General features: G+C 40.2%; 12 protein-coding genes. 10 read left to right on the forward strand and 2 right to left on the reverse strand.

The window, feature by feature from the left end:
• Window positions 1–40: 40 nt before the first annotated feature.
• The 4 genes from A6733_RS07005 to nusB are packed head-to-tail and all read left to right on the forward strand — an operon-like array spanning window position 41 to window position 2,717.
• Window positions 41–682: a riboflavin synthase gene (locus tag A6733_RS07005; protein ID WP_092403034.1), complete on the forward strand. Its 642-nt coding sequence runs from the start codon at window positions 41–43 to the stop codon at window positions 680–682.
• Complete coding sequence (gene ribB, locus A6733_RS07010) at window positions 682–1,701, forward strand: 3,4-dihydroxy-2-butanone-4-phosphate synthase (protein WP_092403032.1); 1,020 nt, start codon at window positions 682–684, stop codon at window positions 1,699–1,701. The genes A6733_RS07005 and ribB overlap by 1 nt, the downstream gene beginning before the upstream one ends.
• Before the next feature lie 29 nt (window positions 1,702–1,730).
• Window positions 1,731–2,210, forward strand: coding sequence for a 6,7-dimethyl-8-ribityllumazine synthase (gene ribH / locus A6733_RS07015; protein WP_092403030.1), 480 nt, complete (start codon window positions 1,731–1,733; stop codon window positions 2,208–2,210).
• 18 nt (window positions 2,211–2,228) lie between these two features.
• Entirely contained in the window at window positions 2,229–2,717 is a 489-nt protein-coding gene (nusB, locus tag A6733_RS07020; RefSeq protein WP_092403028.1) for a transcription antitermination factor NusB, read from the forward strand.
• A 10-nt stretch (window positions 2,718–2,727) separates the two neighbouring features.
• Here the strand turns inward: nusB and ffh are convergent, their stop codons facing one another.
• Window positions 2,728–4,068, reverse strand: coding sequence for a signal recognition particle protein (ffh, locus tag A6733_RS07025; RefSeq protein WP_092403026.1), 1,341 nt, complete (start codon window positions 4,066–4,068; stop codon window positions 2,728–2,730).
• Window positions 4,069–4,092: 24 nt separating this feature from the next.
• Window positions 4,093–5,232, reverse strand: a complete 1,140-nt coding sequence (locus tag A6733_RS07030; protein WP_092403024.1) for a class I SAM-dependent methyltransferase — start codon at window positions 5,230–5,232, stop codon at window positions 4,093–4,095.
• Window positions 5,233–5,254: 22 nt separating this feature from the next.
• Between A6733_RS07030 and ttcA the strand changes: the two genes are divergently transcribed.
• Genes ttcA through A6733_RS07060 form a run of 6 tightly spaced genes read left to right on the forward strand, consistent with a single transcriptional unit; the run spans window position 5,255 to window position 12,808 of the window.
• Window positions 5,255–6,121 carry a tRNA 2-thiocytidine(32) synthetase TtcA gene (ttcA, locus tag A6733_RS07035; RefSeq protein WP_092403022.1) on the forward strand — a complete coding sequence of 289 codons (867 nt, stop codon included), beginning with the start codon at window positions 5,255–5,257 and terminating at the stop codon, window positions 6,119–6,121.
• A gap of 25 nt (window positions 6,122–6,146) precedes the next feature.
• On the forward strand, window positions 6,147–7,298 hold the full coding sequence (locus tag A6733_RS07040; protein ID WP_092403020.1) for an efflux RND transporter periplasmic adaptor subunit: 1,152 nt from the start codon (window positions 6,147–6,149) through the stop codon (window positions 7,296–7,298).
• The gene (locus A6733_RS07045) at window positions 7,270–10,401 is read left to right on the forward strand and encodes an efflux RND transporter permease subunit (RefSeq protein ID WP_139057421.1); all 3,132 of its coding nucleotides are present in this window, start codon (window positions 7,270–7,272) and stop codon (window positions 10,399–10,401) included. The genes A6733_RS07040 and A6733_RS07045 overlap by 29 nt, the downstream gene beginning before the upstream one ends.
• 22 nt (window positions 10,402–10,423) lie before the next feature.
• Window positions 10,424–11,080 (forward strand): protein-L-isoaspartate O-methyltransferase family protein, encoded by a 657-nt coding sequence (locus A6733_RS07050; RefSeq protein WP_175330460.1) that lies wholly within the window; start codon window positions 10,424–10,426, stop codon window positions 11,078–11,080.
• A gap of 15 nt (window positions 11,081–11,095) precedes the next feature.
• The gene (locus A6733_RS07055) at window positions 11,096–11,422 is read left to right on the forward strand and encodes a rhodanese-like domain-containing protein (protein WP_092403014.1); all 327 of its coding nucleotides are present in this window, start codon (window positions 11,096–11,098) and stop codon (window positions 11,420–11,422) included.
• A gap of 36 nt (window positions 11,423–11,458) precedes the next feature.
• Window positions 11,459–12,808: a TolC family protein gene (locus tag A6733_RS07060; RefSeq protein WP_092403012.1), complete on the forward strand. Its 1,350-nt coding sequence runs from the start codon at window positions 11,459–11,461 to the stop codon at window positions 12,806–12,808.
• The last annotated feature ends 318 nt before the right edge of the window (window positions 12,809–13,126 follow it).

Consider the following 13,126-nt stretch of genomic DNA (forward strand, 5'->3'; position numbering starts at 1 on the left):
CATCTCTTGATGACCGGTTCGATGTTTGGTGGTTTTTCTGATGTTTACTGGCATAGTTTCTGGTATTGGTCGGGTGGTTAATGTAGATCCTGGTAATTCTGGTTTGCGTATTGTGGTGGATCTGTGCATAGATAAAACCTCTTTTGATTATTCAAGTGTGTCTGTTGGTGACAGTTTGTGTGTTTCTGGTGTTTGTCTAACTGTGGAGTCGGTTGCTGGTTCTAAATTTTCCTTTTATGTATCTAAAGAGACCTTGTCCCTTACTTGTGGACTCGATACGCTTGGGGCTCTTGTTAATTTAGAACCGTCTTTGAAAGTTTCTTCTTTGCTAGGCGGGCATTTTATGTATGGACATGTTGACTGTGTAGGCTCGATTGTGGGCTGGAGCTTGGTCGGTGATTCTACGGAGATGGTGGTTTCCATTCCAATTTTATTTGCTCCACATATAGCCAGAAAATGTTCTATTGCTGTTAACGGTATTAGTCTTACAGTAAATGCAGTTTATGATGGTGTGGGATATGTGCGTTTCAGTGTAAACTTGATTCCGTATACGCTTTCCCATACGATGGCCCATTGTCTTAGTTTGTCGTCTTCTGTGAATATCGAAGTTGACATGATGTCTCGCTATGTCCTGCGTTGCACTGAAGTGTTTTTGAATAATTCAAGAAATAACGGTGATTGATGCCAGTTTCTTCAATACAAGAGGTTTTGTCTGATTTTTCCAAGGGGAAAATGGTCGTTATCGTGGATGATATCTTCCGCGAAAACGAAGGTGACCTGGTAATAGCAGCAGACTTTGTTACGCCGGAAGCCATAAATTTTATGGCTATCCATGGGAGAGGATGTGTGTGTGTTCCTCTTTCTGGAGAGATGTGCGATCGTCTAAATTTTTATCCCATGGTCCCTACTTCCCCCCTGGGCAGCACTGCTTTTACCGTGGCTGTGGATGCGTCTAGCGGAATTACTACCGGCATGTCTGCCCACGATAGATATGTGACAGTCTATAAAATGCTTTCACCCGATGCCGTTCCGGATGATTTCAAGCGCCCAGGACACGTGTTTCCATTGCGCGCTTTTGACGGCGGAGTTCTTGTGCGCTCAGGACATACTGAGGCTAGCGTGGATTTATGTCGGGCAGCTAACTTGTCTCCTGCTGCCGTGATTTGTGAAGTTATCAACGACGATGGTTCTATGTCCAGGTTGCCAGATTTGGAGAAATTTGCTCTTCGCCATGGGCTTAAAATAGGATTGATCGAGGAGCTAGTTGATTATCGTTTGAATAATGAGCAGATTTTGTCTTTTAGTGATGAATTTAGTCTCTGTAATAATATCTCTGTTAGACAATACTGTGATCTTGTTGATGGTTGCGTTTGGTGCGTAGTGTGCAGAAGTGATGCCTTGCATGGTGAAGGAGACTTGCTGATTAGTAAGGGTTTTTTTGGTGATGTTTCTATGAGCGAAGATGTCTCTGCCACCTTGATGAAGCGTATGAATGGCTTGTTGCCTGAGGAAGGGACTGTAGGTCTCTTTCGTTTGATTAAGGGTTCTTTGGGTATGCTCTTCAAGGATCTATCCAAGATATCTTCCTTAGATGTAATGTTTAAGAGGACGGAAGCAGCTCTAGACTTTATAGCTAAAGATGTATCGCTTACTCGAGTAGATTTATCTTTTGATGACTGGAAGGCGTGTTTTGACCTATAGACAAATATCGCTTTTTATGGAGGTGGTTAATGTCTGCTGAAAGTTTATTGAGAAATGATGATCTACCATTCGACGTTTCTTCCTTTAATCTGGTTGTTGGGGTTGTTACCAGCCGTTTCAATTTTGGTATTACCGCCTATCTCAGAGACCGTTGTGTTGGCAGGCTTTTATCCAGGGGAATTACAGAGTCTAACTTGTTGCAAGTGAGTGTTCCCGGGTCTCTGGAGGTTTCCTATGCCCTTTCACTGTTGGCCCGCCACTCTTGTCGCCCAAACGTCTTGGTGGCCATTGGTAGTGTCATTCGTGGAGATACTTTTCACTTTGATGTTGTTGCTTTGCAAAGTGCAGCGTCCATATACCGAGTTCAGGAAGATGTTGATTTGCCTGTGGTTAACGGCATCTTGACAACTGATAATTTTCTTCAAGCATCTGATAGAATTCGTCGCGGCGAGGATTTTGCTGATTGCGCTATAGAAATGGCACTTTTGCGCCAATTTTTAAAATCTTAGTGATTTAGGATCTATACCATGATGCATGATTCTCTTTGTAAATCAAGAGCTAAGAGTCCAGGTTTTTCCAGCAGATCTCGCTCTAGGGTTTGTGCAATGAAGTGCCTTTACAGGTATTTTTTGCTGAATGATGCTCAGCGCACTAATGAAGAGCCCTACTCCAACTTAAGGTGCGTTTTAGATACGGATAGCGATTATTTTAGGTGTAATAAAGATTACTTCGAGGTCTTGTTTGCTGGGATCGGAGATTATATGCGCGAGATTCTAGAATGCTTGTCTAAGTGCTTGGATCGCCCAATTTCTAGAGTTACTCCAGTGGAGATGGCTATTCTTGTTGTCTCCGTTTTTGAGCTACTCTATCAGAAGAATGTCCCAGCTCCCGTCGTTATTAACGAGGCCGTAGAGTTAGCCAAAGTGTACGGAGGAACAGATGGCTATAAGTATGTCAACAACGTCCTAGACAAGCTGTCCACAGAAATAAAAGAATCTATCGCGGCTACGGTCTAGTAAACTAAATCTAACGACTAAACCCTCTTACGAGACCCATAAGCTTCTCTATGCTGCCACCACCCTTACTAAGCTGCTTTACTGCTTTTTGAGTCTTTTCAAATTGTGAAATAAGCTTATTTACTTCCTGCACCGTAGTTCCAGCCCCAGAGGCAATCCTTCTCTTTCTAGAAGCCTTAATTATTTCTGGTGTCTTGCGCTCTTGCTCAGTCATGGAGTCCACAATTCCTAGCGATAACTTAACAGTTTTAGCCGTCTGAGGTATATGTTTTGCTGTCGCCGCCGCTAGATCCCTAGGTAACTTATCAAGGAATCCAGGTACTGAGCTTATATTCTGTATTTGCGCCAACTGACTTCTAAAATCTGTCATGTCAAATTTCTTTTTAGACTTTCTTACATCTTTTTCTTCGAGACGACTCTTTTCTGCTTTCTGTGCAAACTCAACTAGTGATACTACGTCACCCATCCCAAGTATGCGTGACGCCATCCTATCAGGGTAGAATTCCTCTAACCCATCCATTTTTTCTGATACACCGCAAAACTTTATCGGCGCACCAATAGTATCCCATACTGATAGTATTGCTCCGCCGCGAGTGTCACCATCTAGCTTTGTAGCTATAACACCAGTAATATTTACAGCATTCTTGAAAGCAATAGAGGTATTGACCGCATCCTGACCCAACATGCTATCTACCACTAGAAAAGTTTCAACAGGAGAGAGAATGTTTACTAGCTCAGTGAGTTCTCTCATCATCGGCTCATCAACGGAAGTTCGACCAGCAGTGTCAAAAATTACAATTTCATACGAATTGCTACGCGCATGCTCAAGCACTGATCTAGCTATGTCCTGGGGTGATCTTTTACCCGTTTCATGAAAATCTATGGACAACTGACCAGCTAGAATTCTAAGCTGGTCAATAGCTGCCGGCCTGTAAACGTCACCACTGGATAGAAGCACCCTCTTTTTGGTTTTATCATGAATAAATTTGGCCAATTTACCAGCAGTCGTGGTCTTACCTGAGCCCTGCAAGCCAGCTAAGAGCAACACCGTAGGCGGCGCAGAGCTCAAGTTTATCTCAGACTTTGCCGCACCAAATAAATCCGTTAGCTCCTTGTGAACTATACCAACAAAGGCCTGCTCAGGTGTCAGGCTGGAAAGCACCTTCTGTCCTATTGACTTTTCTTTGACACCGTCTATAAACCTCTTCAGAGTGCTTAACGCAATGTCAGCTTCCACCAAAGCTACTCTAACCTCACGCAGAGCATCCTCTATATTTTTTTCCGATATCCTAGCCTTTCCACTCAAAGTTTTCTGAATATCATAGAAACGCGAAGCTAACTGATCAAACATGGTGGAAGCTCTTAACCCAGTAACCTACAGTTTATATGATATATCTCCAGCTGAAAATGAGGTAGTGCCTAGGTCCATGTTTTTTTCCCAAGTTATAACTTTGAATATTTCACCCATTTCATGAGGATTGATTAATATTTGTAGTGACTGCGCGTCGATATGATTCATGGGGCCTATTATGTCTGGACTCTTATTTAGTACATTCGTAAAAAACCTTCCTTGAGATATATACCCGTGTAACGTAAGTCCCATATTGTGCGCTATCTCTGCTAGTAGAGAAAAATTTACATGTACCGAGATGTCTTGGGACCCAATGTTGCTCAAAAAGTTGTCATGTGTAAGCTGTTTGTTATGACACATTAAAGTTCCACACGGGCGTGATGGCATGTAGTAGACCGATTCCTCAAAACCATAATCGATAATTTGCAATATGCCTCTGTCAAGGTAAGAGACGACTTTTTCAAAAAATAACTGCGCTTTGGGATGTACTTCACTCTCGTAGGGTAGACTGCCTTGCTTGTTAAGATAGATAAGCCTGTCGTTTGCATGTTTTTCTAGTGATTCATCAGGGCTAGAGTCCTCAAGTTCGCGCCACTCAACCATAATCTGATCATCCTGGGGCGCTGTTATTCCACATCTCCAAGTTTTTTCATGTGTCCACCGCAACAGTTCACAGGGAATAGCATCAATTACTTCGTTGCCAAACACTATACCACTAGTACATCTTGGTTGCAGATCATCTATCCACGATACTTTGGATAACATATTTCTGCTCAACTTAGACTCTATATTTTTTTTTTGTAACTTTTTTAGATGGGGTGATATTTCATATATTTTGTATCCCTTAAGCGGGATTTTATGTTTTTCAATCTCGTTACATATGGTGCAAGCAAGAGATCCATCTCCAGCCCCTAGTTCAGTTATGCAGCATTTTTCATTGTTAATTAGGGTTTTCCATTGACTTACTAGTGCTCTACCTAGGTGATTGGATAAAATCGGTGCAGTGATAAAATCTCCCTTTGTACCAAAAGGTTGGTTTTCTGTAGACATGTAATATCCAAACTCACCGTCGTATAGCGCTATTTCCATAAATAGGGAAAACGGTATCCAGCGCTTAGAAGAGTCCTTGATTACGGATATTATCTTTTTGGGCAGATTATTCATGATTAATACGTAAAGGGGTCATATGGACGTATTGCCTTGGAAGCAAAAACGAGAGTGTACCAAACTGGAAAAAAGACTGCGCCGGCAGGTTGGACAAGCTATACAAGATTTCTCAATGATAAGCGATGGCGATCTAGTAATGGTTTGTATGTCCGGAGGAAAAGATAGCTATACTCTACTAGATATTTTATTGAAATTTTCACAAATAGCCCCAATTAAATTCGGCATCATTGCAGTTAATATTGACCAAGGGCATCCAGAATTTCCTAAAGATGTTCTTCCAGCATACGCCGCATCTCTAGGTGTGCCCTTCCATTGTGAATATCAAAATACACTTGAGATAATTAACCGAGTTTTGCGACCACAAGATACCAAATGTTCTCTATGCTCCAGATTGCGAAGGGGAATTTTATACCGTCTTGCTGATGAGCTAGGGTCAAACAAAATCGCCCTGGGCCACCATCGAGATGACATTATAGAAACTTTTTTTCTAAACATGTTTTTTGGTGGAGTAATGAAAGCCATGCCACCAAGACTGTTATCTGATGATCATGCTCACATTGTTATCCGTCCCTTATCTTATGTTTCAGAGAAAGATACACAGCTTTGGGCAGAACATAGGAAGTTTCCGATTATTCCATGCAACTTGTGTGGTAGCCAAAAAAATATGCAGAGAGCACAAATTAAGGAAATGTTAAACTCCTGGAGCAGGGATTATCCTGGCCGCGTTCAGACTATTTTCAAAAGCCTGTTTAACGTAGTGCCATCACATTTGCTTGATAGAAAGTTAGCTGAAAGTTTGTCTATGCCTACATGCGAATCATCTGACCATGTTGATGGTGTTGCTTCGCCTGATGTGCATACAGGTACTATACAATGGGTATCATGATGACAATATTCTATGAGTGTTGTATATGGGATGTAGAGAAATTCATTTCAGAAGCAGATGTTTTCTGGCACCACTCCTTATTGTACCCGTTTTACTTATTGCTTCATGTTTGTCTAGCGAACCTAACAACGAGTTTGATACTGAAAACTTAGGATACAATAAGGAGCATTCGGTCGAATTTCTAAATACGGACCTGGACAGGGCTCGATATGGTAATTTGCGTAGTTCAATACCAGTCATAGGCTCTGTTATCTCTTCTAATCAGGTCGATATTTCGACCCAACAGGCAGGCAATGTCTCTAAAACTATGTTTAAAAGAGGAGATTTTGTTCATAGAGGAGATCTTTTAGCATCCCTTGATAAGGAAATTTTTATTCACAGACGTGAACAAGCTAAAAGCCAGTATGATGTAGGCTCCTCTCAGCTTGTTCTTGCGCAGAAGGACTTTTCTAATACTCAACAACTTTACAAAAAGGGGTTTGTTTCTGATTTTGCTTTTGAAACAGCCAGCGCTAATTTGCAGCAAAAAAAGGCACAGTTAGCTCTTTACAAAGCCCAGTATGAAGAGATATGCGATCAAATAAGAGATGCTGATTTTTATTCGCCAATTAATGGATATGTTGCCGATTCTTATGTAAATACTGGACAAAGTGTTGTTCCTGGTCAGAAACTGTTTTCAGTATTAGATCTGGAGCATCTTGAGGCAAGTTTGATGGTTCCAGCAGAGAATATATTGCGTATTAAAATTAAAACTCCAGCAGAATTATTTATAGGAAATGCACACAAGCATATCAATTCATTTGTTTCCAGGATATCACCCAAGTCTGAACCTGATTCTCACACATTTACAGTATTTGCTCCTGTCCCAAACCCAGGAAACGTCTTCAAGGAAGGAGTATTTGTAAAGGGTTTTTTAGTTACAGATGTTCATCGCCATGCGATTGTTGTTCCTGAGGTTGCTATTCATGAAGAGTCAGGACGTAGTTTTGTTTATCTAATAAGTAATGACAAAATCGTTAAACAGTACGTAGAGACTGGCCTTATAGACAAAGTTCAAAGTTATGTTGAAATCCTATCCGGTCTAAAAAATGGCGATCTTATAGTATCAAAAGACCTAGGTTCTTTGGCCCAAGGAACATATGTAAAGATTGTCACACTTGCCGGCGGTAAAGCATGAGGAAATAGTGTTAATATCCAAAATTAGCGTAGGCAACCCAGTTTTTGCTACCATGATGATGGCTGCTTTGGTTGTATTTGGGCTGTCATCTCTTCCTAAGTTGCCAGTGCAGCAGTACCCAGATGTTAATTTTCCGGTGGTGTCTGTAAAGACCTTGTATACCGGTGCATCGCCAGATGTAGTGGAAACAGAAGTTTCAGAGCCAATAGAAAAAGCAATTAACACAATTTCTGGTCTGAAGGAGATAAGTTCTCGTTCTTATCAAGGACTATCAATTGTTACTGCCACTTTTTTGCTCAAGGTGGACACTAATGTGGCAGCAAATGATGTGCGGGAAAGAATAAGTGCAATTCGAGCAAAGTTTCCTAGTGGCGTGAGTGTGCCAGAAGTTTCACGTTTTGATCCAAATAGTAGCCCCATCATTTCTATTGCCATTCAATCCAACTCAAGATCTGTTGAGTATATAACTGATCTTGTAAAGCGAGTTATCGTTCCTCGATTGCAGACAACTGATGGCGTTGGTGCTGTTCATACCCTGGGCAGTCAGGCAAAGCAGATTACCATAGCAGTTGATCCAGATTTGCTAACCTCGTTTGGCGTTGGCGTGGAAAGTCTTTTAAACGTTATTAGTTCTGATAATCGCGACTTGGCAGTCGGTTCTTTTATAGCGGATGGTGGAAGAGAGCCAAATGTGGAGGTAAAAAATCGTGTAAAATATCCGCTAGATTTTGGATTATTATACATTTCCAAGGGAGTTCAACTTCGTAACGTGGCCAATATACTTATCGGCCGACAAGATCCGCAAAGCATGGCTTTAAGCAATAGCCAACCTACAGTAGGGTTAGAGGTTATAAAAACTGATGATGCTAATCTTATTGAGACAGTTAATCGTGTGCGTGCAACCGTAGATAAGATGAATGAAGAATTTAACGGAGATATTAGACTAGATATTGTTCGTGATTCCTCAAACAAAATTCGTGCTGCCGTAAGGAATTTCAGGAATACCATTATTGAGGGAGTAATTCTTACAATACTTACCGTCTTTTTATTTTTGGGATCTTGGAGATCAACAGTAATTACAGGTCTTACTGTGCCAATTACTTTAATAAGTTCTTTTGCTGGCATGTATGCCATGGGCTTTTCTATTAATTTCCTAACATTGATGGCATTGTCCTTGAGTGTTGGTTTTTTAATAGATGATGCCATTGTTGTTCGTGAAAATATAATTCGTCACTTAGAAATGGGAAAAGATGCAGTTCATGCCTCACTGGATGGAACAGATGAAATAGGACTCGCAGTAATTGCTACTACTATGACAGTTGTTGCTGTTTTTTTGCCGGTAGCCTTTATGGGGGGAATAATAGGCCAGTTTTTTAAGGAATTTGGAGTTACTGTTTCGTTTGTCGTTATCGTGTCCATGTTCGTTAGTTTTACTTTAGATCCGATGATGTCTTCTGTTTGGCACGATCCAGATGTTGGAGGAAAGTCATCTAATGTTTTCATTAAGCCTATCGTTAAGGCTATTAATTATATTCAAAAAGCTTTGTCATTTTTGTATGTTTTAGTGGTGAAATGGTGTCTAAGTCGTCGGTTAGTGGTTATTATTTTTGCAATTTTTGTGATGGGTTTGAGTATATACACTATTAGATTTTTGGGGGTTGATTTTGTTCCAGCCGGTGATTACAGTGAAATAATAGTAGATTTTCAATCTGCTGCTGGATCTTCCATATATGTTACTGCTGATAAAGCCAAACAAATTGATGCAATTTTATATTCTTTTCCTGAAGTTTCCCAAACTCTTACTTCTATAAATTCCGAGTCATCTGGAAAAAGAAGCAAAACAGCAGGGCGTGTTTACGTTAAATTGGTGCCTATAAAGGACAGAAGTAGGTCTGTTAATGATTTAATTCCAATTATCCGTGAAAGATTATCGCGAGTGGGGGGAATTAGAATAGGTCTTGTTGGTGTGCAAGGTCCAACAGGTAATAGAATGCCAATAGAAATTAAGATTATGGGAGATAATTATGTAGAGTTGAATAGGTTGTCGTCACTTCTAGTAAATAAGATGCAAGCTGCAAATATTTTTAGTGACACAAGATTGAGTACCGATGATTTACGACCAGTAGTAGAGATTAAAGTTGATACCACTAAAGCAGCAAGTATGGGTATGAGTGTTACTTACTTAGCCAATGCATTAAGGATTTTGGTTGGGGGAGATACTTCTGAAGTGTGGCAAGCCCCAGATGGCACAGGATATACCGTACTATTAAGACTTAATTCATCCGACTTAAGGTCAGTGCATGACTTGTCTCATCTGTATATTGCCGTTCCTGGTACAGTAAAATCAAACTTGGTTCCCCTGTCTGAGCTTGTTTCTTTGAAACAAGTTCATATGAGTAACGTACGAGAACATATTAATTTGATGAAGTCTGTGAAAATTACCTCGGGTGTGCTTGTTGGCCGTAGTTTGAGCAAAGCTACCAATTTAGCCAAATTGTTAATTAAAAATTTACACATTCCAAGTGGGTACACAGTGAGTATATCTGGTGATAGTGAGGATATGAAAGAGTCTGTCGGCTACACTGTAGAGGCATTGCTGCTTGCTGTGGGATTTATTTATATGATTCTTGCTTCCCAGTTTCATAGTTTTATAGATCCAGTAATTATTATGACTACATTGCCGTTTTCTGTAATTGGAGTGGTAGGTGCTTTGGTACTCTTTAGATCTTCGTTTAACATATTCTCTATGATTGGTACAATTATGTTAATGGGGCTTGTCACAAAGAATGGAATATTGCTAGTTGATTTTGCCAATATTAGAATGCGTAAAGGGGATAGTGCTTACGATGCTATTTTGTCAGCAGCCCGTACTCGTCTTCGTCCAATTCTCATGACGACCATTTCCATGCTGGCCGGTATGTTTCCTTCTGCATTTGGAGTAGGAGAAGGTTCTGAGTCCAGTGCTCCTATGGCACAGGCTGTTGCCGGTGGCGTGATTACATCAGCAATGTTAACGCTTATTTTTATACCTGTTATCTATACACTGTTTGATGATATAAAGAGATACTTTGGTTTTCATCCGCGACTTGATGCGGATTTGTAATATTTTGATTTTGGGAATATATATGGATTTTGATGTTCTCCGTGAAAACATGTTTGATACCCAAATGAGAACTTGGTCCGTTTTCAAGGAAAGGGTTTTTGAGATTCTAAGAAAGGTTAAGAGGGAAAATTTTGTTTCAAGTGAGTATCTAGGACAGGTTTTTTTTGATATGGAGCTTCCGCTGCTAGATACTTCTGAAATGATGTTTCCACCACGAGTTGAGGCTAGGCTACTTAGCTCATTATGTGATCGTAACTATTCTTCAGCGCTTGTTCTTGGATCTGGAAGTGGGTATTTTGCCGCCTTGTTATCACGTGTGTCTAATGTCGTCTATTGTTTGGAGAGACACAGAAAGTTAGTAGATTTTTCCAAGAAAAATTTTCATTGCTCCAATATTGAAAATATAGATATCGTGGAGGCCGATATTTTTTCTTACAATTTTTCTTCAAAGAGGTTTGATACAATAGTTCTGTGCGGTTCTGTAGATAGAATTTCTGATAGATTTTTCTCGCTTGCTGAGTCTTACGCTGATGTAGTTGGTTTTGAAGGGGTTTTTCCTGCAGTTACAGCTGTTAGATATCACCGTAGTAACAACTCATCATCCTGGAAGAGATTAGAACTTTTTGATTACTATGTTCCCCCATTTGTGAATGACAATAGTAGCTCATTTGAATTTTAGTAGATTTTGTTGAGTATGAGACAGTTATTACCACGTGAGCTGAAGCGGTTGCTAGATGGTCCAAACGGTGAAAAACAACTGTTGGTCGATATTCGTTCTGCTGAGGAGTTTAGTATTTGTTCTATTCCTGGCTCTGTTTCCTTTCCTAATGACAGCATCTACGATAATTACGATTCTTTGAATAAAGATCAGCCAGTAGTAGTTGTTTGTCATGGCTTTGACCGTAGTGTGTCAGTAGCTATTTTTTTAGAAAGAAAGGGTTTCAGTGATGTTTCTGTTCTCATCGGAGGGATAGATGCCTGGGCGCTTAGGGTGGACAATACAATGCCACGGTACAAATAACTAACAAATGGTGTCTCTAAGACATGTGGGGGGAATATGTTTTTAGACCGTTGTCGCTGGGATCTTATTTGTTTGATGGGTTTTTTGTTTACATTTTCTCAATCGGCAAAGTCAATTACTCTCAGCGAAGCTTATAATTTGTCAAAATCCAGAGACCCAGCGTATCTTTCCGCTCAGGCGCAAAAAAAGGTTGCTGATACCCTAGTTAGACAAGCTCAAGCTGGCTATTTGCCATCAGTTAGTGCATCTGCCGGTGTGCAGAGTACTTATCCTGCACCACTTCCTCCACATATACAATCTACCGCTCCAAAGCAATGGTATTTTGATAGCTTGTTTTCGCTTTCTGTTCAAGAATCGCTTGTTGATATGACCGTATCCAAAGCTGTAAAGTCTGCAAAGATGCGAGCTCAAGCAGCTTCATATACGGTACAGCAGGAAGAGTATAACTTAGCTACACGTGTAATGGATGCTTATTTAGCTGTTTCATCAGCGCAGGAGAAATTGGAAAGTCTATATGCCCGACGCAAGGTACTATTGGAACAAATGCGCCAAGCTCGAAGAAAATTTGATTCAGGTACTGCTACAATTGCTGATGTTCAGTATAGCCAAGCTCAATACTCTTTATCTACGGCTGATATTGTTTCTGCCCAAGCCCTAGAAAGATCATCTATGGCTGCCTTGCGTATACTAGTAGGACAGCAGGTTGATAAAGTTGATACTCTATCTATTGATAATTTGGGCCCACTTAATATGAAGGCCATAAATTATCCATTGAATTACTGGATATCTACAGCCAGATTGAAATCTCCCTCTATACTGACTAAGTACATGCTTCTTAGTGCCGCAAAGAATGATATAAGTACGCAAAAAGCAGCTCACTTTCCCATTTTAAAGTTAACTGCGACATCCAAATATAATAGCTTAGATTTAACGTCTGCGGTACCAAGCGCATTTCAACCTAGTTTGGTTGTGGGTGTACAACTTACTATACCCCTCTTTTTGGGAGGGGCAGTTTCCGCAAAGGTAGATGAATTTATACATAGATCAGTTGCTGCTTATGAGGATTACAGACAGACCCTAAATCAGATCAATTTGATGACAGAACAAAGCTACCTGAATTTTATGAATGGTCTTAACCATATTAATGCCATGAAGATAGCTTTGTCCTCTGAAAAAACAGCTCTATCAGCAAATCAGTTGGGATACCGTACTGGAACTAAAATCCTACTAGACGTGCTAGCAGCAGAAAATCAGGTTTACACTCTAGAGTCACAATTGGTGTCCGAAGTAGTTTCTACTCTTAAGTCATATGTTAATTTAAAAATAAATGCAGGTGTATTTTCTGTTGATGATTTAAAATTCGTCGATTCTTGTCTAGTAGAATGAGCTCTTGTATTAGTGCTCTCAGTGCAACTTGTTCTACACTATTTAGGACTTTAAGGGTGCTGTGATTAGTCATTATTTGAGTGAATTAAGTAAGTGGATACCGATTAATTCAACTATGCGGCGTGACTAATTTAATTTAAGACTTACACAATATAACTAGTGCACGTATATGTGTATTTATGTGCTAGCTGCAGTTACTGTGGTGATAGCAGTTTTGATGCCAAATAGTCCGATGCTATTAACTTGATGAATTTTGTTAGTTCATAAATCTAATCTTATATCTGTATTGGCCGCGGCTGTATCATATTATTTGATGTA

This window comes from Candidatus Ichthyocystis sparus (assembly GCF_900078745.1).
GTDB lineage: Bacteria > Pseudomonadota > Gammaproteobacteria > Burkholderiales > 2013Ark19i > Ichthyocystis > Ichthyocystis sparus.